General features: G+C 60.6%; 29 protein-coding genes and 2 tRNA genes. 4 read left to right on the top strand and 27 right to left on the bottom strand.

Features of this window, described 5'->3' with window-relative positions:
- Window positions 1-229 precede the first annotated feature (229 nt).
- The 4 genes from ACK8OE_RS10475 to rpmF all read right to left on the bottom strand — a co-directional run bounded on the left by ACK8OE_RS10475 (window position 230) and on the right by rpmF (window position 2,986).
- Complete coding sequence (locus ACK8OE_RS10475; protein ID WP_410272485.1) at window positions 230-544, bottom strand: FtsB family cell division protein; 315 nt, start codon at window positions 542-544, stop codon at window positions 230-232.
- 194 nt (window positions 545-738) lie between these two features.
- A complete protein-coding gene (eno, locus tag ACK8OE_RS10470; RefSeq protein ID WP_126423804.1) occupies window positions 739-2,016 on the bottom strand; it encodes a phosphopyruvate hydratase in 1,278 nt (425 codons plus the stop codon).
- 85 nt (window positions 2,017-2,101) lie between these two features.
- A complete protein-coding gene (locus ACK8OE_RS10465) occupies window positions 2,102-2,731 on the bottom strand; it encodes an HAD hydrolase-like protein (protein ID WP_290798376.1) in 630 nt (209 codons plus the stop codon).
- Between the two features lie 72 nt (window positions 2,732-2,803).
- Window positions 2,804-2,986, bottom strand: coding sequence for a 50S ribosomal protein L32 (rpmF, locus tag ACK8OE_RS10460; protein ID WP_013480386.1), 183 nt, complete (start codon window positions 2,984-2,986; stop codon window positions 2,804-2,806).
- 282 nt (window positions 2,987-3,268) lie between these two features.
- Here rpmF and ACK8OE_RS10455 point away from each other — a divergent pair, with 282 nt between their 5' ends.
- On the top strand, window positions 3,269-3,802 hold the full coding sequence (locus ACK8OE_RS10455) for a YMGG-like glycine zipper-containing protein (protein ID WP_410272484.1): 534 nt from the start codon (window positions 3,269-3,271) through the stop codon (window positions 3,800-3,802).
- Between the two features lie 45 nt (window positions 3,803-3,847).
- Here the strand turns inward: ACK8OE_RS10455 and ACK8OE_RS10450 are convergent.
- The 8 genes from ACK8OE_RS10450 to ACK8OE_RS10415 form a co-directional block, all read right to left on the bottom strand.
- Window positions 3,848-3,924, bottom strand: a tRNA-Pro gene (locus tag ACK8OE_RS10450).
- Window positions 3,925-4,185: 261 nt separating this feature from the next.
- Window positions 4,186-4,262: transfer RNA gene (locus ACK8OE_RS10445), tRNA-Pro, on the bottom strand.
- 108 nt (window positions 4,263-4,370) lie between these two features.
- Window positions 4,371-4,895 (bottom strand): MerR family transcriptional regulator, encoded by a 525-nt coding sequence (locus ACK8OE_RS10440; protein WP_410272483.1) that lies wholly within the window; start codon window positions 4,893-4,895, stop codon window positions 4,371-4,373.
- A 22-nt stretch (window positions 4,896-4,917) separates the two neighbouring features.
- Entirely contained in the window at window positions 4,918-5,220 is a 303-nt protein-coding gene (locus tag ACK8OE_RS10435) for an integration host factor subunit alpha (protein ID WP_126423809.1), read from the bottom strand.
- Between the two features lie 122 nt (window positions 5,221-5,342).
- Complete coding sequence (locus tag ACK8OE_RS10430) at window positions 5,343-6,323, bottom strand: beta-ketoacyl-ACP synthase III (RefSeq protein ID WP_410272482.1); 981 nt, start codon at window positions 6,321-6,323, stop codon at window positions 5,343-5,345.
- A 2-nt stretch (window positions 6,324-6,325) separates the two neighbouring features.
- Window positions 6,326-7,414 carry a phosphate acyltransferase PlsX gene (gene plsX / locus ACK8OE_RS10425; protein ID WP_410272680.1) on the bottom strand — a complete coding sequence of 363 codons (1,089 nt, stop codon included), beginning with the start codon at window positions 7,412-7,414 and terminating at the stop codon, window positions 6,326-6,328.
- Window positions 7,415-7,611: 197 nt separating this feature from the next.
- Window positions 7,612-8,148 (bottom strand): YceD family protein, encoded by a 537-nt coding sequence (locus tag ACK8OE_RS10420; protein WP_410272481.1) that lies wholly within the window; start codon window positions 8,146-8,148, stop codon window positions 7,612-7,614.
- A 3-nt stretch (window positions 8,149-8,151) separates the two neighbouring features.
- Window positions 8,152-8,751, bottom strand: a complete 600-nt coding sequence (locus ACK8OE_RS10415; RefSeq protein WP_410272480.1) for a ubiquinol-cytochrome C chaperone family protein — start codon at window positions 8,749-8,751, stop codon at window positions 8,152-8,154.
- A 115-nt stretch (window positions 8,752-8,866) separates the two neighbouring features.
- Here ACK8OE_RS10415 and ACK8OE_RS10410 point away from each other — a divergent pair, with 115 nt between their 5' ends.
- Window positions 8,867-9,358 carry an outer membrane protein assembly factor BamE gene (locus tag ACK8OE_RS10410; RefSeq protein WP_410272479.1) on the top strand — a complete coding sequence of 164 codons (492 nt, stop codon included), beginning with the start codon at window positions 8,867-8,869 and terminating at the stop codon, window positions 9,356-9,358.
- A gap of 250 nt (window positions 9,359-9,608) precedes the next feature.
- On the opposite strand, the gene ACK8OE_RS10405 is transcribed toward ACK8OE_RS10410, so the two are convergent.
- From ACK8OE_RS10405 to hemA, 14 genes are all read right to left on the bottom strand, one after another.
- The gene (locus tag ACK8OE_RS10405; RefSeq protein WP_410272478.1) at window positions 9,609-11,759 is read right to left on the bottom strand and encodes a sodium-translocating pyrophosphatase; all 2,151 of its coding nucleotides are present in this window, start codon (window positions 11,757-11,759) and stop codon (window positions 9,609-9,611) included.
- 232 nt (window positions 11,760-11,991) lie between these two features.
- Complete coding sequence (locus ACK8OE_RS10400; RefSeq protein WP_410272477.1) at window positions 11,992-12,402, bottom strand: hypothetical protein; 411 nt, start codon at window positions 12,400-12,402, stop codon at window positions 11,992-11,994.
- Window positions 12,403-12,664: 262 nt separating this feature from the next.
- Window positions 12,665-13,627 (bottom strand): thiamine-phosphate kinase, encoded by a 963-nt coding sequence (gene thiL, locus ACK8OE_RS10395; RefSeq protein ID WP_410272476.1) that lies wholly within the window; start codon window positions 13,625-13,627, stop codon window positions 12,665-12,667.
- A 7-nt stretch (window positions 13,628-13,634) separates the two neighbouring features.
- On the bottom strand, window positions 13,635-14,168 hold the full coding sequence (gene nusB, locus ACK8OE_RS10390; protein WP_410272475.1) for a transcription antitermination factor NusB: 534 nt from the start codon (window positions 14,166-14,168) through the stop codon (window positions 13,635-13,637).
- A complete protein-coding gene (locus ACK8OE_RS10385; protein ID WP_013480399.1) occupies window positions 14,161-14,631 on the bottom strand; it encodes a 6,7-dimethyl-8-ribityllumazine synthase in 471 nt (156 codons plus the stop codon). The genes nusB and ACK8OE_RS10385 overlap by 8 nt, the downstream gene beginning before the upstream one ends.
- An 84-nt stretch (window positions 14,632-14,715) precedes the next feature.
- A complete protein-coding gene (gene ribB / locus ACK8OE_RS10380; RefSeq protein WP_410272474.1) occupies window positions 14,716-15,855 on the bottom strand; it encodes a 3,4-dihydroxy-2-butanone-4-phosphate synthase in 1,140 nt (379 codons plus the stop codon).
- A 158-nt stretch (window positions 15,856-16,013) separates the two neighbouring features.
- Window positions 16,014-16,604, bottom strand: a complete 591-nt coding sequence (locus ACK8OE_RS10375; RefSeq protein WP_410272473.1) for a riboflavin synthase — start codon at window positions 16,602-16,604, stop codon at window positions 16,014-16,016.
- Window positions 16,605-16,647: 43 nt separating this feature from the next.
- Window positions 16,648-17,298 carry a RibD family protein gene (locus ACK8OE_RS10370; RefSeq protein ID WP_126423821.1) on the bottom strand — a complete coding sequence of 217 codons (651 nt, stop codon included), beginning with the start codon at window positions 17,296-17,298 and terminating at the stop codon, window positions 16,648-16,650.
- 12 nt (window positions 17,299-17,310) lie between these two features.
- Window positions 17,311-17,880 (bottom strand): transcriptional regulator NrdR, encoded by a 570-nt coding sequence (gene nrdR, locus ACK8OE_RS10365; protein ID WP_410272472.1) that lies wholly within the window; start codon window positions 17,878-17,880, stop codon window positions 17,311-17,313.
- A gap of 9 nt (window positions 17,881-17,889) precedes the next feature.
- A complete protein-coding gene (gene glyA, locus ACK8OE_RS10360; protein ID WP_410272471.1) occupies window positions 17,890-19,185 on the bottom strand; it encodes a serine hydroxymethyltransferase in 1,296 nt (431 codons plus the stop codon).
- Between the two features lie 118 nt (window positions 19,186-19,303).
- Window positions 19,304-19,513: a DUF6898 family protein gene (locus ACK8OE_RS10355; RefSeq protein WP_410272470.1), complete on the bottom strand. Its 210-nt coding sequence runs from the start codon at window positions 19,511-19,513 to the stop codon at window positions 19,304-19,306.
- Window positions 19,514-19,516: 3 nt separating this feature from the next.
- Complete coding sequence (locus tag ACK8OE_RS10350; protein WP_410272469.1) at window positions 19,517-19,816, bottom strand: type II toxin-antitoxin system RelE/ParE family toxin; 300 nt, start codon at window positions 19,814-19,816, stop codon at window positions 19,517-19,519.
- Window positions 19,817-19,819: 3 nt separating this feature from the next.
- Window positions 19,820-20,095, bottom strand: a complete 276-nt coding sequence (locus tag ACK8OE_RS10345; protein WP_410272468.1) for an addiction module protein — start codon at window positions 20,093-20,095, stop codon at window positions 19,820-19,822.
- Between the two features lie 39 nt (window positions 20,096-20,134).
- Window positions 20,135-21,358: a 5-aminolevulinate synthase gene (hemA, locus tag ACK8OE_RS10340; protein WP_013480408.1), complete on the bottom strand. Its 1,224-nt coding sequence runs from the start codon at window positions 21,356-21,358 to the stop codon at window positions 20,135-20,137.
- A gap of 300 nt (window positions 21,359-21,658) precedes the next feature.
- On the opposite strand from hemA, the gene ACK8OE_RS10335 reads away from it, so the two are divergent.
- The gene (locus tag ACK8OE_RS10335) at window positions 21,659-22,204 is read left to right on the top strand and encodes a hypothetical protein (protein ID WP_410272467.1); all 546 of its coding nucleotides are present in this window, start codon (window positions 21,659-21,661) and stop codon (window positions 22,202-22,204) included.
- A gap of 118 nt (window positions 22,205-22,322) precedes the next feature.
- A complete protein-coding gene (hemB, locus tag ACK8OE_RS10330) occupies window positions 22,323-23,324 on the top strand; it encodes a porphobilinogen synthase (RefSeq protein ID WP_410272466.1) in 1,002 nt (333 codons plus the stop codon).
- Window positions 23,325-23,452: 128 nt separating this feature from the next.
- On the opposite strand, the gene ACK8OE_RS10325 is transcribed toward hemB, so the two are convergent.
- Complete coding sequence (locus ACK8OE_RS10325; RefSeq protein ID WP_410272465.1) at window positions 23,453-23,821, bottom strand: GxxExxY protein; 369 nt, start codon at window positions 23,819-23,821, stop codon at window positions 23,453-23,455.
- Between the last annotated feature and the right edge of the window lie 49 nt (window positions 23,822-23,870).

Genomic DNA, 23,870 nt, shown 5'->3' with positions numbered 1-23,870 from the left:
TCTTACCCGCAGGCAGAGACGTTCGCAGCCGGTCAAAAAGACGTTCGAGCGCGCACCGGCACAACAGAGCCGGCCGCCCATAGAGGGGGATGCAGTCAGTTCTGGTGATCCCGTGGGAAAATCCGGTAGCAGGACCACCGGAATCTCAGGGTTCGTCAAAAACCGCCTGAATTCACGTCAGGACTTCTCTTAGGCAAACCCCAAGCTGACGTAAAGTCCCCTTGCGGACTCAGGAATTGCGCGCAGGGGCGATGTGATCACGGATCACGTATTCGTTAGGGGCATTGAGTCCCAGGAGAACGCGGGCGCGTTCTTCAAGCAATTCTTTGGAAAGATTATCGGTTCTCAAATAACGGGCGCGGGCTTCAAGGTCCTGCCGCTCAGCGGCAAGAACAGCCAGCAGCTTTTGCTTTTCGGCCAGCTCAACCTGACGGGTTTCCTGCGAAAAGAACCCTTTGTCGCCAGTCAAATACTGTACGCCGCAGTAGGTCAGAAATATAGCGATGATCGCGGTAGGCAAATAGGGCCTCAGTTTCTGAATCACGACTTTCGCCCCTTCTGGACGGACCACATTGACAGGAGGGATTTTTGGCCGCGTCGGTTTAACAAACTGTTACCGAACATGTCACTTCAACTGAAAGAATTTATCATAAAACGCGAGCGGCGCAGGACACCTGCGCCGCTCTTTTTGGCAGATTTGTAAAAAACGTCCCAGCCGGTGAGAGGCCGGTTCCGGTTTTAGCTGCGGATCACCGAAAGCCCCGCATAGACGGCTTCGTCGTCGAGGATCGATTCGATGCGCAGGAGCTGGTTGTACTTGGCCAGCCGGTCCGAACGCGCCAGCGAGCCCGTCTTGATCTGACCGCAGTTCAGCGCCACCGCCAGGTCAGCAATGGTCGAATCTTCGGTCTCACCCGAACGGTGCGACATCACCGAGGTATAGCCCGAACGGTGGGCCATATCGACGGCGTCCATGGTTTCCGACAGGGTGCCGATCTGGTTCACCTTGACGAGGATCGAGTTGGCGAGGCCTTCGACAATGCCGGTCTCCAGACGGTTCGGGTTGGTGACGAACAGGTCGTCGCCGACCAGTTGCAGACGGTCGCCCAGACGCTCGGTCAGCAGCGCCCAGCCTTCGAAATCGTCTTCCGACATGCCGTCTTCGATCGAGCAGATCGGGAACTTGTCGGCGAGGTTTTCGAGATAATCGACCATTTCTTCACGGCTGAGAACCTTGCCCTCGCCCTCCAGATGGTACTTCTCGTCCTTAAAGAACTCGGTCGAGGCCACGTCGAGCGCCAGCCAGAAGTCTTCACCGGCCTTGTAGCCCGCCGCCGCACCGGCATCGACGATGAATTGCAGCGCCACCTCGGCCGAGGACAGGTTCGGCGCAAAGCCACCTTCGTCACCGACATTGGTGTTGTGGCCGGCGGCCTTGAGCGCCGATTTCAGGCTATGGAAGATTTCCGCGCCCATGCGCAGGGCTTCGGAGAAGGTTTCGGCACCGGCCGGAACGATCATGAATTCCTGAATGTCGATGGGGTTGTCAGCGTGGGCGCCGCCATTGATGATGTTCATCAGCGGCACGGGCAGCACACGGGCCGACAGGCCACCGACATACTTATAGAGCGGCAGGTTGACCGAAGCCGCCGCCGCCTTAGCCACGGCCAGCGACACGCCGAGAATGGCATTGGCCCCCAGACGGCCCTTGTTCTCGGTGCCGTCGAGATTGATCAGGATCTGGTCGATGTGGCGCTGATCGCGGGCGTCGAGACCGCTCAGGGCTTCGTAGATTTCGCCATTGACCGCGTCCACGGCCTGACGCACGCCCTTGCCCAGATAGCGGCTCTTGTCGCCATCGCGCTTTTCCACGGCTTCATGCGCCCCGGTGGAGGCACCCGACGGCACAGCGGCGCGACCGAAAGCGCCGTCTTCGAGGGTGACATCGACCTCAACGGTCGGATTGCCGCGCGAGTCGAGGATTTCACGAGCAACGATATCAATAATGGCGGACATGGCAATCTTCCCTGAGGGGTTTGAAAAACGAGGGTTGCTTAGCAAGCGCGCCCAAGCCTGACAAGCCCGCCACGGGGAATGCGTCTCATATATTGAGTATATCGGCGGGCTTCGCGAAGACGTGATCCGGCTTTTCGCTCAGCAGGCTGTCTTCGTGGGCATAGCCCCAGGTCACGGCCCCCACGGCAATGCCCACCTTGCGCGCCGCCTCGATGTCGCGCAGCTCATCACCGATGGACAGGGCCTCGGTCGGTTTCGCCTTGAAGGCCTTGAGCACGGCCTTGAACTTGGCCGCCTTGCCAAAAAGCGATGAACCGCACGAATAGTGATCGATCAGGGCGCTCAGCTCAGCCCCCAGAACGGTGCGTACATTGTCGGCGTCGTTGGAAGTCACGACCACAACGGTCACGCCGCGCGCCTTCAGATCGCGGATCACCTCAGCGATCCCGTCAAACAGCACGATTTTTTCGATCTGCTGGTTTTGCAGCCTCTGGGCATAGGTGGCAATGGCCGGCAGTTTGAGCAGCGGCACCTTCAGACGCTTCAGCAGCTCACGCGGCCCCAGACGACGCAGTTCGTCAAGGTGCGAGCGGTCCGGGTTCTCAAAGCCGAAGCGTTCGGCCAGATGATCGAACACCTCAAGGAACCACGGAAACGAATCGGCCAGCGTGCCGTCGAAATCGAAGATCACCAGACGATAGGGATAGGGGGGCATGAAAGGCCTTCCGGAATCAAAAACGCGGCACCTGAGGCGCCGCGTCTTTATATCTTCGGTCGATAAAGGCGGTTAGTCCTTTTTCGGCGTAATCACCTGACGGCCCTTATAGATGCCGGTCTTCAGGTCGATGTGGTGCGGACGGCGCAGTTCGCCGGTGTCCTTGTCTTCCACAAACGAGTTGGCGCCGAGCGCGTGGTGCGAGCGACGCATGTTGCGCCGCGAGGGGGATACTTTCCGCTTAGGTACGGCCATGTCCGACTCTCTTTTTCAAGTGAGGCTCGATAAGCTTTTACCCAAGCCTTTCAAGCGTAGAATGATGTGTTGACCGGTTGTTCGTCCGGTCGGAAGGCGCGCCTTATGCCTCAAGAGCGGAAAAGGATCAAGGGGTCTGATGCAATAAATCTTATATCGTCCGCGACCTGACGTAATGACGCTTATAAATGCGGCGCATTTCCGCCGCAATCCATTCAGATGCCGTTCAGCTTGGCGGGCGCTCAATAGGGTCATCCCACGCACATATCCCCAGGTGGCATTATGAAACCCTCCTTTTTTCAACGGCATCTGCCGCTGGCCCTGATCGGGGTCGGCCTTATCGGTCTGTCCGCCCCCACCCTGGCATCGGCACAAGGCTATGATGGCTATTGCTATCAGCGCAAATCCAACTCCACCGCCACGGGGGCGGTTATTGGCGCTCTGGCCGGAGCGGCCATCGGCAACGGCTCGTCGCACCGCTATGACCGCGGCGGCAATACGGTCGCCGGGGCCGCCGTCGGTGCCGTGGTGGGCGGAGCCTTGGGCAATGCCTCGGTCGATTGTCACGATGGCCGCTACTATTCCTATGAGCGCAGTGGTTACTATGACCCGCCGCCCCCGCCGCCGGGTTATGGCGTCGTCTATTACGAATCGCGCCCGCGCTATGATGGCTATTATGTCTATCGCGAGCGCTATTACGGCCCGCGCTATTATCCGGCCCCGCGCAGCTATTACTACCGCGACCGCTATGACCGGTACGATCGCTATGAGCGGCGCGAACGGGAATATTATCATCACCGCCGTGAGCGATGGTAAAAACAAAACAGACGGTCCCTGATGGGACCGTCTGTTTTGTTTTGATGGTCGGGGAGACAGGATTCGAACCTGCGACCCCCTGCTCCCGAAGCAGGTGCGCTACCAGGCTGCGCCACTCCCCGACAAAGAAGACATCCCTTTGAATGAGGGATACGCACACGCCCGAAACCGGTCGTCTGCGTCTGGAGGCCGCTCTATACGGAAACGCCGGAACTCACGCAAGCCTTTGCCGTCAAAAAAATGCAGTATGTTGGGGAGAAACGAGAGGATAGCCGCGGAGAGCAGGCCTTACGAAATCTGTGAGCCGTCGCGGTTCGGAACCTGGAGCGGAGACCTTAAACACATAAGGGCCGCCCCGACGGGGCGACCCTTATGTGTTTAAATGGTCGGAGCGACAGGATTCGAACCTGCGACCCCTTGACCCCCAGTCAAGTGCGCTACCAGGCTGCGCCACGCTCCGACACCTCTTCGCAGAGGCCTCCCCTGGTAAGGAGAACGCGGCTTATAGAGAGGAATAAAGCGGCCTGCAATAGGCCACAGGCGTTTTCCACCGCTCACATGCGGCGGATCAGAGCCCCTTGAGGCTGCGTAGCATGGTTTTCTGTGCGTTTTCGAGGCTTTGAGCGATGGCCAGAAGCCGCGTGCGCGTCTCTTCGCTCAGGCCGCGAACGACGGACAGGGCCGACATTTCCTCAAAATCAAACGCCGGTTCGGCACTGTCGGCCATGACTTTGCGCGGTAAGGGCGGCGCGGATACGACCTCCATCGGCACGTCGTCCGGCTCAGAGTAACCCTCCGCCGCCGGGATGAAGGCCGTGCTGCCGCCCTGCCCGGCCGACAGCAGCGCCTTTTGCCCCTCGTCCTTGTGCAGCTTCTGCACGCCGCGAATCGTGTAGCCGCGATCGTGCAGCAGCACCTTCACCCCCATCAGCAGGTCAATATCCTGCGGACGGTAGAAGCGCCGCCCCCCGGCGCGCTTGGTCGGACGGATAAAGGTGAACTTGGTTTCCCAGAACCGCAGCACATGCTGGGGCACGCCCACCGCGTCAGCGGTTTCGGAAATGGTACGAAAGGCGAGAGGCCCCTTGGACACGTGTACTGGCCTTTATTACGACTTATTCGCCGACGCCGGCATCAACGCGCGCCTTCATGATCTGCGAGGCGCGGAAGGAGATGACCTTGCGCGGATCAATGGCCGCCGGCTTACCCGTCTTGGGGTTGCGTCCCACGCGAGCGTTCTTTTCGCGGACCTGAAACACGCCAAAGCCCGACAGCTTGACCGTCTCGCCCTTTTCAAGCGAATCAATGACCAGATCGAGGGTGCGCTCGACCAGCGCGGCGCATTCCTGACGCGGCAGGCCCAGCTCATTGTGCACCGCTTCGAACAGTTCGGCGCGGGTCAGGGTCGTGGCTTTCATATCAAATCCCCTCCGGAATGATCCATCAGAGGGAACCATACGCATTTTCCCGTTCACGTCAAAGGGTTGGACGCGGCTTGTCATCAAATAAATGAGATTTTCGTCTCAATATGCGGTTGGCCCTACAGGCGGATCGCCGCCGCCGCCCAGGTCAGGCCGCCGCCCAGCGCTTCGATCAGCACCAGATCGCCCTTTTTGACCCGTCCATCCTGTATCCCGGCATACCAGGCCAGCGGAATCGAGGCCGCTGAGGTGTTGGCGTGTTCGGCCACGGTCGAGATGACCTTCTCACGATCAAGCCCCAAACGATCGGCTACACCGTCAAGGATGCGCTGATTGGCCTGATGCGGGATGAACCAGTCCACGGCCTTGTGGTCGAGACCCGCCTTGTGAATGGCCGATTCGGCGGCTTCGGAGATTTTCTGCACGGCGTGCTTGAACACCTGATTGCCCTGCATGCGAATCTTGCCGACACGCTGCCCCGAATCAAAGACCCCGCCATCGACGTACAGAAGATCGGTCTTCGAGCCGTCGCATTGCAGGTCAAAGCTGAGGATGCCCGTGTCCTGCGCTGTGCCGTTACCTTGCACGGGCTCCAGCACCACGGCCCCGGCCCCGTCGCCGAACAGGATGCAGGTCGAACGGTCCGTATAGTCGAGGATGCGGCTCATCACCTCGGCCCCGATGACCAGCGCGCATTTCGACAGGCCGCGCGCGACGAAGCCATCGGCCACGCTGAGGGCATAGACGAAGCCCGAACAGACCGCCTGAACGTCGAAGGCCGCGCCGCGCGGCACGCCCAGCTTGGCCTGAACGATGGAGGCGGTGGACGGAAAGGTCATGTCCGGCGTGGTGGTGGCGACGATGATGAGGTCGATATCCTCAATGGTACGCCCCGCTGCCTTAAGAGCGATCTTCGCCGCTTCGACGGCCAGATCACTGGTCTGTTGATCCTCACCGGCCTTGTGACGCTTGCGGATACCGGTGCGCGCCACGATCCATTCGTCCGTGGTATCCACCATGCGGGTGAAATCCTCGTTAGAGAGGATCGTCTCAGGCAGATAACCGCCGACGCCGGTTACCGCCGTACGTGTTACGCTCATGCTCAGGATACCTTTTCATCCGCCATCTGCGGCGTTTCGGGCGACGCGACGTGCGCCTTGCGAACGTGGGCCAGCGCCTTGCGGATGTCCGTCGCATAGGCACTGGCGGCCAGCGAAATGGCGACGCTCACGGCATTGGAATAGGCCCAGGCCTCGGCCCCACCGTGGCTTTTGACCACGATACCGTTGAGCCCCAGAAGCGGGCCGCCATTGGCCGCGCCGGGATCGACCGTCCTGGCCATAGCCCGCAGCGCCGGTGCGGCGAGAAGCGCCCCCAGCTTGGACAGCAACGAGGAGGTCAGCGCGTCCTTGAACAGGTTCTTGACGAACTTGGCGGTGCCTTCGGCGGTTTTCAGCGCGATATTGCCGGTAAAGCCATCGGTGACGACGACGTCCACCGTGCCCTTGCCGATATCGTCACCTTCGACAAACCCGTAGTAATTGATGCCGTCCACGCCTTCGCGCAGGAGACGATGCGCCTCACGCACCTCTTCATGGCCTTTGACGTCCTCGGAGCCAACATTCAGCAGGCCGACCGTGGGTCTCTCCTTGCCGCGCACGGCGCGGTGGAAGGCCGTGCCCATGACGGCGAATTCGATCAGCTGATTGGCGTCTGAGGTCACGTTGGCCCCGACATCGAGCACCGTTCCCATACCGCCCTTGGCGTTCGGCCACGAACAGGCAATCGGCGGACGCTCAAGGTCCTCGGTGATCATTTTGAGGATCATTTTCGACAGCGCCATCAGCGCCCCGGTGTTGCCCGCCGAGACGACCGCGTGGGCCGCACCGTTTTTGACCGAGGAAATGGCCATAAACAGGCTGGTTGTCCGGCGGCGCAGGGCCTGAGCCGGCTTTTCGTCCATCGCCACCGACTGATCGGTGTGGACGATGGTGGCAACGGCCTTCAGTTCCGGACATTTGGCCAGTTCCGGCGCAATCAACGCCTCATCGCCGTGCAGCAGAAAGCGCAACCGGCCCGAACCGTCGCGCTTCAGCGCTTCTGCCGTACCCGGCACAGTCACACGGGGGCCATGATCGCCGCCCATGGCATCGATTGCGATGACAACTGTGCCCTCATGGGCGACGCCTATGCCTCCCACAGGCGTTTCGGACGGCGAAATAGGATCAGGGGAAGACAAGGGACGCTCTAAGACCTCACAAAGGTGCCAGGGCCGCCCTTATAGACCCTCCGGCGCACGGCCGGAAGGTGGAAATAAAGCGAGTCCCCGAGGCGGCGGACGATAACGACCCCGCCGAACTTATCAAGATGCTTTTTCAGATCGTCCGTTCAGGCGTCATCGCCCTTCAGGCGCGACAGCACGGCGAAAGGCGACGGCTCCTTGGGCTGATCCGGTTCCTCGAACACGGCACCCGGCTTGCGCGCAAAGGGATCATAGGCTTCACCCAGCGCTTCGATGACGTATTGGCCGACATCGATCTGACCATTGACCGCCACATCGGGCACATCAAGGTCTTCGACGCTCAGTTCCGTCTCTTCGTCGTCGGCCTTGCTTTTGCGGGCCTGCGCCACCACCACAACGTCGATGCGCGCCGCGATCGGGTGACGGAAGGGATCGAGCGTCACGCCGCATTCCTGCGTCACCTCACCGCTCAGATCGACATCAACGATCACCTCATCGCTGCCCGGTGACTTGCGACCCTTGGTCGTGATCCTTGCCGTCAGCGCATGCAGTTCGATCATGCCGAAGTTTTCGGCGATCAGCGTGCGGCGCGCCTCGTCGGCCGTCAGGGTCAGATCGAGCCCGCGAAAGGCCTCGTCAAAGCGCACGGTGTGCGTCCACAGCGGGGCATCGGCTTCGGTCATGGCTCAGTTCTCCTTGGTATTTAAACGCGTTACATCCGGCCAGTTTACCTCACCGGCCAGCAATTTGTCTGCGCGCACCTGCGTGCGGACCTCATTCATATAGGCGCTCAGGCCCGCCGCCCACAGAGGGGCCTGCGGGTCCGGAGCGTCATCTGTGGCATAGACGGTGCGCAGCAGGTAATCGGCCTGCGCGACGGTCGCGTCCTCTGCGCCTGCCTCGTCCCAGATTTCGTTCCAGCGCACCAGCCGCGTATAGACCTGCTGGCTGAGCTTTTTCATCTTTTTCGGCACGGTCAGGTCGCCCACCCCCTGTTCGCGCAGCGTGTCGTCCAGCGCCAGCAGAAGCGAATCGAACAGGGCCTGAGAGGTTTCGCGATAGTGTTCGTCGTCCGATTTCAGGCGGTTGATCAGCAGGACGACATGCAGCACCAGAAGCTCGAATCGCGCGCCGATCTCATCCTTCACGCCATAATCGGTATAGAAAACGACCTGACGCGACTGCGCCACAGCCGCCGCATAAAGGGCTTCGCCGGCCACGCGCGTCGGACTGGGCTTTTTCAGACCCAGACTTTCGCCGAGCGAGCTGAGGAATTTGTCGAGCATTTACGTCCCCGTCTCCGTTTGCGTTCTTGCCAAGCCGGAATATTTATGGCCTTCATTCGGCCCCAAGATTGCACTAAACAGTCTGGCACCCAAGGTCAAACCCGAACGGAACCTGATGATCAAGCCGTCCACCCTTCTGGCTCTCGCCGCCGTTGCCGCCGCCGCTTCCACGCTTGGCGCCTGCGCCCCCAGCGTTTCGCGTCAGGGCTATCTCGCCATCGAAGCCAATCCCGCCACCGACATCAAGGTGGGTGAGGATACGCAGACCAGCGTGCGCACCAAGTTCGGCTCTCCGTCTCAGGTCGCCACCTTCGACCCCGGCGTGTGGTACTATATCACGCAGACGACCTCGAAAATGACCTATAAGCCCGCGACCCTGACCTCGCGCAGCGTCACCATCGTCGAATTCGACAAGGAGACGCAGGCGGTCAAAAACGTGAAGACCCTGTCGCTGGCCGATAGCCGTGACATCGCGCTGAACCCCAACAAGACGCCGACGCGCGGCCGTGAACTGACGGCGCTGGAGCAGATCCTCGGCAACGTCGGCCGCCAGACGATTACCAACGAAGAAGACACCAATCCGGGCGGCCAGCGCCGCCGCGAATAGTCTTTGTGTCTTATGGATATGAAAAACCCCTCCGGAGACCGTGCCGGAGGGGTTTTTGTTTCTCCACAGATTACACAGATTTCACAGATTGGCGCTTCGCGCCGCTGGACATCTGGCGGCGATCGCTTGTCATTTGAAACCCAAAACCTGTGTAATCTGTGGTTTCCCCTGAAAGGCCTGCCCCACGCTCGGTCTATCCGTGGGCATTTGGGGAGAGAGCGGCGCTCACATGAACGCCGCCCTCCAGTGATCAGGCTACATGCGCCAGCACAGCCAGCAGCAGCAAAGCGACGATATTGGTGATCTTGATCATCGGATTGACCGCCGGGCCCGCCGTGTCCTTATACGGGTCGCCCACCGTGTCGCCGGTCACCGAGGCCTTGTGCGCCTCAGAGCCCTTGAGGTGACGCACGCCGTCCTTATCGACAAAGCCATCCTCGAACGACTTTTTGGCGTTGTCCCAGGCCCCGCCGCCCGACGTCATCGAAATGGCGACGAACAGGCCGGTGACGATGACCCCCAGCAGCATGGCCCCCAGCGCTTCAAAGGCCGGGACCGCGCCGCCTATGGCATAGACGATACCGAACAGAACCAGAGGCGACAAAACCGGCAGCAGGGAGGGCACGACCATTTCGCGGATGGCCGCCTTGGTCAGCATGTCCACGGCGCGGCCATAGTTGGGCTTGGACGTCCCGGCCATGATGCCGGAGTCTTCGCGGAACTGACGCCTCACCTCTTCGACCACGGCCTGCGCCGCCTTGCCGACCGCCGTCATGCCCATGCCGCCAAAGAGATAGGGCAAGAGGCCGCCGATCAGCAGGCCCACCACCACCCAGGGCGACGAGAGGGAGAAGGTCAGCTCGCCCAGCCCCTCAAAGAAGGAGCCCGGCGCTGCATTGGCCGCGAAATATTTGAGGTCCGACGTGTAGGCGGCAAACAGAACCAGCGCCCCCAGACCGGCCGAACCGATGGCATAGCCCTTGGTGACGGCCTTGGTGGTATTGCCCACGGCGTCCAGCGCGTCGGTGGTGTGGCGCACCGCCTTGTCGAGGCCCACCATTTCGGCGATCCCCCCGGCATTGTCGGTGACCGGCCCAAAAGCATCCAGCGCCACGATCATCCCGGCCAGGGCCAGCATGGTGGTGGTAGCAATGGCGATGCCATAGAGCCCGGCCAGCAGGTAACAGCCGATAATGCCACCCACGATGATCAGGGCCGGAATGGCCGTGGCTTCCATCGAAACGGCCAGCCCCTGAATGACATTGGTGCCGTGCCCGGTGACCGAGGCCTGCGCGATCGACACCACAGGCCGCTTGCCCGTACCGGTATAGTATTCGGTGACGACGATAAAGCCCGCCGTCACCGCCAGCCCGATCAGGCCGCACCAGAACAGGGTCAGGCCGGTAAAGCCCGTCGGCGCGCCGGCATAGGTAATCGGCGTATCAAAGCCGATCACCAGTTCGATCACCGCCGCCAGCGCGCCGATGGACAGGACGCCGGTGACGATCAGCCCCTTATACAGGGCGTTCATAATATGGTTGTCCTTGCCCAGACGGACAAAGAAGGTGCCGATGATAGAGGTGATGATACACGCGCCGCAGATGACCAGCGGCAACAGCATCATCGGCCCGACCAGAGCCGTGCCCGCAAAAAAGATCGCTCCCAGCACCATGGTGGCCACCGTCGTCACCGCATAGGTTTCAAACAGGTCCGCCGCCATACCGGCGCAGTCGCCGACATTGTCGCCCACATTGTCGGCAATGGTGGCCGGGTTGCGCGGGTCGTCTTCGGGGATGCCCGCCTCGACCTTGCCCACCATGTCGCCGCCGACATCGGCCCCCTTGGTGAAGATACCGCCGCCCAGACGCGCGAAAATCGAGATCAGCGACGCACCAAAGCCCAGCGCCACAAGGGCGTCAATCACCAGTCGGCTGGTGGCCTCAAGGCCCAGCACATCGGTCAGGATGAAGTAATAACCCGCGACGCCCAAAAGCGCGCCCGACGCCACAAACAGGCCCGTCACGGCCCCGGCTCCGAAGGCGAGGTTCAGCCCCTGTTGCAGGCTGTGCGAGGCCGCTTCGGCGGTACGCACATTGGCGCGCACCGAAATCAGCATCCCGGCAAAGCCCGCCGCCCCGGACAGGACCGCCCCGATCAGGAAGCCAACGGCGGCATAGGTGCCCAGCACCAAAAAGGCCGCGATGAAGATGACCACACCGACAAAAGCAATGGTCGTATATTGCCGCTTGAGATAGGCCCCGGCCCCTTCCTGAATCGCCGCCGCGATTTCCTGCATCCGGGCATTGCCCTGTGGTTTTTTAAGCAGACTGAGGGTCTGAACGACCCCATACACCAAACCTAACACGCCAGCCGCTATGACCAGCCCTATCCATGACGTCATACCAAACCCCTGTCGTTATCTGTTGTGGCGCGCCGGGTGACGCGCGTGCTGGGCGGGCACGTCCATACCCCTCCCGGCAAGGTCAGGAGAGTGCCGCAACTTTCAGACAGGTGCAAGTTAGGTAATTGCGAAAGTAATCGCCGCAAAATGTCGCACGTTTATTGCGCCGCAACCGGTATTCAGACTTCACAAACCCGTGAAAACTTGCCGGATCAGCGGTGGCGACACACCGTCAGTTCATCAACTTCTTGGGGTTTTGCGCCAGTATTTCCAGGGTTTCGATATTGCCGGTCCCGGCGATCTTTGTGAATTCCGGAATCATCACCTTTTTGAAACGCGCCTCGTCCAGCGTGTCGCGCTTGTTCGGCAGCGCGAAACTTTGCTTGTGCGCTGCACGGATCAGGAGGTCGCGGAAATAGGGTTCCTTGAGTCGCAGCGCATTGACGTCGGCCTTGGCCGTCAGATTGATACGCAGGGTCACAAACAGATAGTTGATGACGCGGCCATTCTCGGTGACCGGCAGGGCCACGGGGGCCAGCTTAACATAAGGCTCCCCGCCCTCCTTCTTGGCTTCGGAGGCCAGTGCAGGCATGGCGAAGGCGCACAGGAGCGTGCTGAGCAAAAGGCGTCGGGTCTGGGTCATGTCCTGAGTGTAGGCGAAAACGGTTTAGAAGCCGTTTAGGAGGCCCGGTTTCGTGCGGAACGCCCTCAGAAATGCCTTTGTGCAGATGGTTTTGAGAACCACAGATTGCTCAGATTTCACAGATTATACGTTTCAAATGGCAAGCGACCACTTCCGGGGGCTCCACGGCACAAAGCGCCAGTCTGTGCAATCTGTGCAATCTGTGGTTTCTCTAACAAAGCTTGGCACACATGCGGGGCATCAGTAGAGACTCTTCCAGGCCTCAGACGTGGACCCAACCCTTATCCTCGATCTCGATGACCTTGCCGCCGCTGATGACCGAAACCTCACCGGTTCCGGCTTTGCAATGGCCGATCTCATAGAAACCGGCGGCCTTCAGAGCCTCGGCCCCGGCGGCATTGGCGGTGCACAGAATCTGGTAATCGTCGCCGCCGGTGATCAGATCGGTTACATCGGCCCCCAGCGCGATGGCGGCGCGCGCCGCGGCCGAAGTCGGTACGCGGTCGAGGTCGATCACAAGCGCCACCTCAGAGGCTCTGGCCATATGCAGGGCGTCAGCGATCAGACCGTCGGAGACGTCCATTGAGGCATGGGCGTGGTCGAGCACCACCTCGGCCAGATCGTCGCGCGGCTGCGGCAGGCGATAGGCCTGCACCAGATGCGCCTTGTGCGCCTCAGACAGTTCGTCGAACTCCCCGCGCAGCACGCGCAGGCCCAGATGTGCGTCGCCGATAAAGCCGCCAACCAGCACATGATCCCCAACCCGCGCGCCGGCGCGCGACAGGGCGCGGCCTACGGGCGCGTGACCGAAGGCGGTAATGCTGAGCAGCAGCGGACCTTCGGTCGAAACCGTATCCCCGCCAAAAAGGTCGAAATCAAATTCATCCTGATCGAGGCGCAGGCCCGCCGCGAAGGCCGCCTTGCCCTCATAGGCCATACCCTTGGGCCAGGCGGTCAGGAGTTGATAGCCATAAGGGTCGGCCCCCTTGGCCACGAGGTCAGAGATATTGACCCGCAACAGCTTGCGCGCCACCTGATCGAGCGGATCGGTCGAAAGGAAGTGCACCCCTTCGACCATGGCGTCGGTGGTGACCACAAGGTCATAGCCTTCGCGCGCGCCCAGCACGGCCACGTCGTCGATCAGGCCGCGCGCCTCGGCATTCAGTCCGGCCAGAGGCTTGAACAACCGGTCGATGACGCTGAATTCGCTGTTGTCGCCGGTCATGAGAGGCTTACCTTGCGTCCTTGGCGATGCCGTCCAGAGCACCGTTGACGAACCGTGCCTCTTCATTGCCGAAGAAGGCCTTGGCGATCTCGACATATTCGTTGATCACCACCTCGACGGCGACATCCGGGCGGAATTTCAGCTCCCACGCCCCGGCGCGCAGGATGGCGCGCAGCGTGGTGTCGATGCGGTCGAGACGCCAGTTGGAGGCCAGACGCTCGGCGATCAGCACGTCGATTTCGGCCTGAGCCTTGACGATGGTGCGCAGACCGTCGGCGAAAAAGGCCTCATCGGCCGTGCCCAGACGCTGCGCCTCGCCGCCCTCGCCTTCGATGTGGCCATCAAAGCGGAAGTCGGCAAATTCGCGGATGACCGACTCAACGCCCGTCCCGGCAATTTCCATCTGATAGAGGGCCTGCACCAGCACCAGACGCGCCACGGTGCGGGCGCGCTTTTCCTTAAGCGACAGACGCCCGGATTCGGCGGCCTCATTGGCGTTCAGTTGCTCAATGACGGACTTCAGGCTCAGCGGATCAACCATGGTTGCCTCCGCGCAGGGCCTTCTTCAGGGCGATCATGTCGAGCGCCACCTTGGCGACCGTGCCGCCCTTGTCGCCTTCCGAGCGGCGGGCGCGGGCCCAGGCCTGATCCTCGTCCTCGACGGTCAGGATGCCGTAGCCGATGCACAGAAGCTGTTTCAGCGTCAGGTCCATCAGACCACGCGCCGATTCTTCGCACACATAATCATAGTGGGTCGTCTCACCACGGATGACGCAACCCAGTGCGACATAGCCGTCATATTTGCGCCCGGCGGGGCCCTGAGAGGCGTCTTCGGCCATGGCGATGGCGCCCGGCACCTCAAACGCTCCCGGCACGGTGATCACGTCATATTCCGCGCCATAGGCTTCCAGCGCCGCCTTGGCACCGGCCAGCAGCTCATCGGAAATATCCTCATAGAAACGGCTTTCGACGATGAGGATGCGCAGGGGGGTATCAATGGTCAAGAGTTCAATCCTTGAGGACAGGTTCAGTCCGTACTTACTGGCTTATCGAGAACATAAAAAGCCAAATCTCACGACGGCGTGTGTTTAGCTTAGCGGTTTCCAGTCGATAATCTGAAGCCCGTAGCCTTCCAGCGCGGCAGGCTTAGGCTTGGAATCCGACAGGGCGATCATGTCACGCACCCCCAGATCGAGCAGAATTTGCGCCCCAACGCCATAGTCACGCAGGCCGCGCGGCTGAGGCGTACCTGCTTCGTCGGCGGAAAAGCGGTTGGAAATCACCTTGGGGTCGAGATCGCGCAGCATGACCATCACCGCCGGGCCATCATAGGCCGCCAGTGCCTTCATCGCCTGTTCGACGAGCCCGGCGCGACCGTCCGAGGCCCCCAGCACGTCGGCGGCGACATCGAGCTGATGCATCCGCACCAGGGTCGCCTTGTTCGGCACCGGCTGATGCTTGACCAACGCGATATGTTCGCCCTGATCGAGGCGGTTGCGATAGACGAACAGGCGGAACTGACCGCCCCATTGGCTTTCGAAGGGCTTTTCCAGTACGCGATCGACAAAGCGCTCCGTGCGGCGACGATAGGCGATCAGGTCGGCAATGGTGCCGATCTTCAGGCCGTGCGTCTGGGCGAATTTGATCAGGTCGGGCAGGCGCGCCATTGTCCCGTCGTCGTTCATCACCTCACAGATGACGCCCGCCGGATAAAGGCCCGCCATGCGCGAAATATCGACCACAGCCTCGGTATGACCGGCGCGCACCAGCACGCCGCCATCACGCGCCACCAGCGGAAAAACGTGGCCGGGGCTGACGATATCGTCATAGCCCTTGGTCTGGTCGATAGCCACGGCGATGGTGCGGGCGCGGTCGTGGGCCGAAATGCCGGTGGTGATGCCGTCCTTGGCCTCGATGGCCACCGTGAAGGCTGTGCCGTTGCGCGCGCCGTTTTCAGCGGCCATCGGCGGCAGGCGTAACTGACGCGAGCGCTCGCCCGTAATGGCCAGACAGATCAGGCCACGCCCGAAGCGCGCCATGAAGTTGACCACGTCCGGCGTCGCCATCTGGGCCGGGATGCAGATGTCGCCCTCGTTTTCGCGGTCCTCGGCATCAACGAGGATATAAGGGCGGCCATTGCGAGCGTCCTCCAGAATATCCTCGATGGTCGAGATGGGGCTTTCGGAGCTGACCGGGTTGAGGTCGGTGGCGATACGGTTGAAGGTCATGGGTATCTCTTACGAGTACGCCCCCTCACAGGAGCGTAGAAACAGGGGGCGCGAATTTAGAGCGATGTGCGGAAAAGTGTGAGCGGTTTTCTGCAAAAACATCGCGACAAAACAGAAATTTAGAGCGAAATGGCGTTTCCATCTAAAGTCATTTCGCTCTAGAGCGTCTCGCGCCAGCGCGCGGCATAGCGTGCCATCAGGTCGATCTCAAGGTTTAACTTGTCGCCCACCTTGCGGTCGGACAGGGTGGTATGCGTCCAGGTGTGTGGGATGATGGCCACGCCGAAAACATCGTCCTCGACCTCGTTCACTGTGAGCGAGATACCATCCAGCGCAATCGAGCCCTTATGCGCGATATAGCGGTGCAGCGGGCGCGGCACCCGCACCTTCAGGCGGTAGGCGTCACCGTCTTCGGTCAGGGCGATCAGCTCCCCTACCCCATCGACGTGGCCCGATACGATATGGCCGCCCAGTTCATCACCGACCTTCAGCGCCCGCTCTAGATTGACGCGGTCGCCCACACGCCAGTGATCGAGCGTGGTAACGGCCAGAGTCTCATTCGACAGGTCGAGCGTGTAACGGTCGCCGCGCTTTTCCACCACGGTCAGGCAGCAGCCGGAATGGGCGATCGAGGCCCCGATATCGATGGTCGAAAGGTCATAGGCGGTCTGCACCTCAAAGCGCGCCCCACCCTCGTGGCGGTCAATGGCGGTCAGGCTGCCTATATCGGTGATGATGCCTGTAAACATACTGCGTCCTTACTTGCCATCTCTGCGTCAAACGCAGACGGCCCTACTCCAGCTCGTAGCTTTCCCACAAATCGTCGCCTACCGCTTGAACGCCCACGCGGGTGAAACGGATCACCCGGTTGATGTCCGCAATGTCGAGAAAACCGATCACGGCGCGACCGTCACCGCCCAATATAGTGGGCGCGCGGAACCATTCCAGTCGGTCCACCGCGCCCAGCTTGACAAAGGCCGTGGCGATCTGTCCGCCGCCTTCGACAAACAGGCGGTCGATCCCGGCCTCATTGAGTGCTTCCAGAGCCGCGATCAGGTCCACGCGCTGATGCCGTGAGGCGACTTTCAATGGCCGCACCCCCAGCGAGACCAGCTCCGGATTGAGGTCGTGCGTCGTCACCACATAGGTCGGGATGACGCGCGCCGTCTGCACCAGCTTGGAGTGTAGTGGGATGCGTCCCCGCGAATCCAGAACGACACGCGCCGGCTGATAGCCCTCGTAGCCCTGCAAACGCACGGTCAGTTCGGGATCATCTTTAAGCACGGTTTCGATGCCAACCAGCACGGCGTCGTGCGAGGCCCGCAGTTCGTGCACGGCGCGGCGGGCGGGCTCACCGGTGATCCAGCGGCTTTCGCCCGTGTGGGTGGCGATGCGCCCGTCGAGGGTGGTGGCCAGTTTGAGCGTGACGAACGGACGGATCATATTGCGCCGGCTTCACGCATCATCGGTGGCAGAGAGATCCTGCTCGCCCAGCCCCTGACAGATGGACGACGGGTCCTTCGGGTCGGGATTGCCGGCCAGGGCGGGTGTCAGCGGCACATCCATCCCATCGCTGTCAAAGCCTTCGGCCCCCAGAAACTTCGCGAAATCCGACGTTTCCTGAAAATCCCGATAGACCGAGGCATAGCGCACATAGGCCACGGAATCGAGCGAGCGCAGGGCCTTCATGATCAGTTCGCCGACCACTTCAGAGCCGATTTCGGTCTCGCCCAGGCTTTCGAGCTGACGCACAATGCCCGACACCATGCGGTCGATGCGCTCCGGGTCGATCTGTCGCTTGCGCGTTGCAAGCGAAATCGAGCGTTCCAGCTTTTCACGGTCAAACGGCGTGCGCCGGCCCGAACGTTTGACAATAATCAGTTCGCGCAACTGCACCCGCTCAAAGGTGGTGAAGCGCCCGCCGCATTCGCTGCACGAGCGGCGACGACGAATGGCTGCCCCATCCTCGGAGGGACGGGAGTCCTTGACCTGGGTTTCCGGGTTTCCGCAGAAGGGGCAGCGCATGACCGCTCCTTAGCCGTAGATCGGGAAGCGCTGGGTCAGGGTCTTGACCTGCTCGCGCACCTTCGCCGTCACGGCCTCATCCGGCGCGCCGGAGTTCGACGCCATGCCATCGACCACGTCGGCGATCAGGTTGCCGATCAGGCGGAACTCTTCCTCGCGGAAGCCGCGGGTCGTGCCCGCCGGGGTGCCCAGACGCACACCGGAGGTGATGGTGAAGGGTTGCGGATCGAACGGGATGCCGTTCTTGTTGCAGGTGATGAAGGCCTCTTCCAGCGCATGCTCGGTCGCCTTGCCGGTCTGGCCCTTGGGGCGCAGATCGACCGACATCACGTGGCTGTCGGTGCCGCCGGAGACGACGCCCAAACCGCGCGCCATCAGGGTTTCGGCCAGCACGCGGGCATTGGCCACGACCTGCGCCGCATAGGCCTTGAATTCCGGTTGCAGCGCCTCACCAAACGCCACGGCCTTGGCGGCGATGACGTGCATCAGCGGGCCGCCCTGAAGACCGGGGAATACCGCCGAATTGATCTTCTTGCCCAGCGCCTCATCATTGGACAGGATCAGGCCGCCGCGCGGACCGCGCAGGGTCTTGTGCGTCGTGGTGGTGACGACATGGGCGTGCGGCAGCGGGTCCGGATAGACGCCGCCGGCGACCAGACCGGCATAGTGGGCCATATCGACAAACAGATAGGCCCCGACGCTGTCGGCGATCTGACGGAAGCGGGCAAAGTCGATGTGACGGCTGTAGTTGGAGGCCCCGGCGATGATCAGCTTCGGCTGATGTTCCCTGGCCAGCGCTTCGACCTGATCATAGTCGATCAGGTGGTTGTCTTCGCGCACGCCATAGGGGACGACCTTGAACCACTTGCCCGACTGGTTGGCGGGCGAACCGTGCGTCAGGTGCCCCCCACAGGCCAGGTCCATACCCATGTAGGTGTCGCCCGGCTGCAGCAGAGAGAAGAAGACCGCCTGATTGGCGTTGGCGCCGGAATGCGGCTGCACATTGGCGAAGGCGCAGTTGAACAGTTGCTTGGCGCGCTCAATCGCCAGCTTTTCGACTTCGTCGGCATATTCGCACCCACCATAATAGCGGCGGCCCGGATAGCCTTCGGCGTATTTGTTGGTCAGGACCGAACCCTGCGCCTCAAGCACTGCCTTCGAGACGATGTTTTCCGAAGCGATCAGCTCGATCTGATCCTGCTGACGGGTCAGTTCGCCCTTGATCGCCGCCAGAACGGCCGGGTCGGCATGGGCCAGGTCGCTGTTGAAATAGCCTTGCGGGATGAAGGAAGCGGGAGCGTTCACGAGCTTTATCCTGTCGTCTGGAGGAAGGTCGGCACTATATATAGCGCATCGTCCGAAATTGCGCGTCTGTTAAACCTTTGAGACAGCGAATCCAAGCGAAAACGTCTGATCCTCAGGTTTAGCAAATAATGCCGCCGCGCCCGCGGTCCAAAGGCTGCGGCTTGAGCGCTTCGAGGCGGTTTGTCAGCTTCTGCACCGCCAGCCGTTTGACCGCCTCCGGGTCCGTGGCGGGCCCCAGGGTTGAAACCTCTTCGCCCGACACCGGGTCGACCGCCGTGACCTTCAGATAGGCGCCGTTTCGCTGAAGTTCGAGGAGAAATTCGGACATGGGTTACTCCCTGAAACGGCTTTGCCAGCGATCGGGGCTTTGCCGATCATGAAAAACGCCCAAAACTTCAATCTCGTTTTCGCTAAAGCGGTAGTACAACGTGTACGAATGCCGCCGCAATTTAATGCGTCGAATATTCCCGGCAATCAAAACGTACCGCTGCGGATGTTTTCTTACACTTGTCAGCGCCCGATCAAACGCCTCAAGCCAGAGCTGCACAGCCTCCGGATGTTCGCTCTCATACCATCTGCACACTGCCTCGACATCAGCTTGCGCGGCGGGCCCGATGCGGATGTCGTGCATTCGTCAGAAGCCGTATTTATTTGCGAGTTGCTCCCGGAACACGTCCCAAGGCACGGAATCCGCTTTGTCTTGCTCGAAGGTTTCCATGCGGCGTTCGAGTTCAGCCAGATGTGATTCAGGTACAGGGCCGTCGATCATCGCCAGATAACGATCACGTTTTTCCATCTGAGCCGGAAATAAACCCAAGTCGTCTTCAAGACTATCCCACAGCGCTTCGATCAGTTCGAGGCGCTCTTCAACCGTCAGATCAGAGATCGCAATTTTGGACACAGCGTTCATGGAGTGAGGATACCCCCAAACCCCTGATCTGCCAAGACGTCAGGCCACCGCCGGCATACGGGCCACATTGCAGTGGCTCCACAGCTTGTCCATCGCCTTGACCAGTTCATCCATCATGTCGTCATCATGGTCCGGTGACGGCGTGAAGCGCAGACGCTCGGTGCCCTTGGGCACGGTCGGGTAATTGATCGGCTGCACATAGATGTTGAAATCATTGAGCAGCATGTCCGAAATCATCTTGCAATGCACCGGATTACCGACCAGCACCGGCACGATATGACTGACCGACGGCAGGACCGGTATACCCAGTTCGCGGAACCGGCGCATCAGGGTCTGAGCGCGTTCCTGATGCGCAATGCGGCGCTCATTGTGCGCTTTCAGCCAGCGCACGCTGGCCGCCGCACCCGCCATCACCGCCGGAGGCAACGAGGTGGTAAAGATGAAGCCCGAAGCCCACAGGCGGATGGCGTCGCACATGGCGGCCTTACCGGCAATATAGCCCCCCATCATGCCAAAGGCCTTACCGAGCGTGCCTTCGATAATGTCGATCTGATCCATCACGCCATCGCGTTCAGCAACCCCGGCCCCGCGCTCCCCGTAGAGGCCCACGGCGTGCACTTCGTCGATATAGGTCAGGGCGTTGTATTTTTTGGCCAGAGCGATGGTCCCGGCGATGTCGGCAATATCGCCATCCATCGAATAGACCGACTCAAAGGCGATGAGCTTGGGCGCATTGACCGGCGCCGCCGCCAGCAACTCTTCGAGGTGCGCCAGATCGTTGTGACGGAAGACGTGACGCGCCCCGCCGCCGTTGCGGATACCCGCAATCATAGAGGCGTGGTTCAGCGCATCCGAAAAGATGATCAGGCCCGGCAAAATCTTGTACAGGGTCGTCAGGGTCGCCTCGTTGGCAACATAGCCCGACGAGAAGACCAGAGCGGCCTCTTTGTGGTGCAGATCGGCCAGTTCGGCCTCAAGCTCGTTATGATACCAGGTTGTACCAGAGATGTTGCGCGTGCCACCCGAGCCCGAACCGGCTTCGTCGATGGCGCGGTGCATGGCTTCAATCACCACCGGATTTTGCCCCTGACCGAGATAGTCATTGGAACACCAGACCGTGACGTCGCGCTCGCTCCCATCCTCGCGCTGCCAGGTGGCGCGCGGGAAGGCGCCGCGATGACGCTTCAGATTGGCAAAAACGCGGTAACGACCCTCCTTGCGGACGGCGTCGATGGCGGCCTCGAATGCGGCGTTGTAATCCATGTACTTATCTCAACCCCGTCTCCGCAAAAGAAACCGGGCCCTCGGTGGGTTGTTGTCAGGGTCTCAACGCCCTGTTTGACCATAGCCGGTATAGTGGGTTGTTCCGCCCTTGGCCAGTATCAATATGCCATAGGTTTCGACCTGTGGCGCATCAAATCTGCCCCTGGCGCTGGTGCATAATGACGCACCTCTTGCCAACCCGCCTATCGGCACAATCGAACTGTGTTTGCATTATAATGAATTTTTTGCAAATATAGGGTCTCATGGGGTGCGCTAACAACCGTCAGCAAAGGTCCGGTCATGAACGCTTCGTCTTCCAAAGCCGTCGCCGATACTGCCTTTACCGGTCAATCCAGTGCCGCCGCCTGCGAAGAGGACGAGCGTAATCTGGCCTATGTCGTCTATGGCCTGTTGTTCGTCAGCCCGTTTTCGCTGGGCATTACGGCCCTGATCGGTGCAGCACTGGCCTATCTGCGCAAAAACAACTGCACCTCCTATGTTCAGACACATTTTCGCTATCAGATCAAACACTTCTGGGCGATTTTTGCCCTGTGGGGCATGGCGACTTTTATCGCTGTTATCTGTACCGTCGTACTGACTTGGACGCTGGCCAACCTCATCTGGTCGCAATATGACATCTCCGACTGGCGACGAATCGACCTCGATCTCAGCGACCTCGATATTTCCAGCATCCCGGTTTCGACCATACTCGGCGTCTCTTCGGGCTATCTGGTTTCGGCCCTGCTGACCTTCATGGCCACCGTATGGATTCTGGCCACGTCGGTGAACGGCGTGCTGAAGCTCAATAATCACAAGCCGATTGGCAAACGCTTCAGAACGGCGTAAGCCCCTGCCCCGTTGATCTGGTAATTGCGCGCCGCGGTAAGCGATGCGTTTAGAGCGCATTCCGAAAAGTGTTCAACGGTTTTCGGAATCAAATGCGCGAAAAAAATGGGGTGCCTCCATGACCTTCCCCCCTCTCGTCGGTGCCTACCCTCTGGCCCGCCCGCGCCGCCTGCGCCAATCGGCTTGGGTGCGTGATCTGGTGGCCGAACACCACCTCAGCGTTTCCGACCTGATCTGGCCGATCTTTGTGCACGACAAGGACGTGGCGCGTGACCCCATCCGCTCACTGGAAGGCGTCGATCGGCTAAGCATCGCCGAAGCGGTGAAGGAAGCCAGGGAAGCCCACGCTCTGGGCATTCCGGCCTTAGCCCTGTTTCCCAATATCGACCCGTCGCTGCGCAATGATGACGCGACAGCCGCCTATGACCCCGACGGCCTGATCGCGCGCACCTGCCGCGCCATCAAATCGGCCGTGCCGGAAATAGGCCTGATCGTTGATGTGGCGCTCGATCCTTTCACCTCGCACGGCCACGACGGCATCCTCTGCGACGGCAAAATCCACAACGAAAAGACCATCGAAATTCTCACCCGGCAGGCGCTGGTGCAGGCCGCAGCCGGCGCCGATGTGCTGGCCCCTTCGGACATGATGGACGGGCGAATCGGCGAGATTCGCAAGGCGCTGGAGGTACAGGGCCTGACCGATAAGCTGATCCTGTCCTACGCCGCCAAATACGCCTCGGCCTTCTATGGCCCGTTCCGCGACGCGGTAGGCACCTCGGCGCTGAAAGGTGACAAGAAGACCTATCAGATGGACAGCGCCAATACGGATGAGGCCCTGCGCGAAGTTGCCATGGACCTTCAGGAAGGCGCCGATATTGTCATGGTCAAGCCCGGCCTGCCCTATCTCGACATCGTGCAGCGCGTATCGGAAACGTTCAAAGTGCCGACCTTCGTCTATCAGGTGTCGGGCGAATACGCGATGATCAAGGCCGCTGTGAATGCCGGCTTCATGGACCACGACAAGGGCGTGTTCGAAACGCTGCTCGCCTTCAAACGGGCCGGCGCATCGGGCGTTTTGACGTATTTTGCAAAATACGTGGCGGAGAAGCTAAGGGGATAGGAAGAAACCACAGATTACAAGGATTACACAGATTATTCAGTGTTTTAATAATCCTGATGGCGTATTTGAGGCGCGAAGCGCCAAATCTGTGAAATCTGTGAAATCTGTGGTTCAAACCCGATTTGCCTTCACATGACGAGCCGCTTGCGCTCAAGGCTACTGGCACCAAAATTCAGCAATAAAGCTTTGGGTAATCGCGACACCTTCAAGTAATTCAGGACCTGCGCCTCCTCAACGGCAGAGAGACGGGCCACTGCTTTGACCTCGATAATGACGGCATCAAAGCAAACAAAATCGGCGCGATATGAACACGCAAGGGTCGTGCCTTTGTAAGTCACAGGCATAACCACCTCGCGCCTGAACGGAATCGACCTCATGTGCATTTCGACCGCCAAGGCTTCCTGATAAACCGATTCCAGAAAGCCATGGCCAAGGGTGCTATGCACCCCCATCGCGGCTCCGATGATTGCATAGGCTTGTGCGTCCCTGTCTGTCATAATTCCCCCTTCCCCAACCACAGGCACGACCTATCTGTGTTCATCTGTG

It is taken from the genome of Asticcacaulis sp. W401b, assembly GCF_046503825.1.
GTDB lineage: Bacteria > Pseudomonadota > Alphaproteobacteria > Caulobacterales > Caulobacteraceae > Asticcacaulis.
The sequence above is the reverse complement of the archived record's forward strand: the minus strand, read 5'-3'. Positions and strand labels throughout refer to the sequence as shown.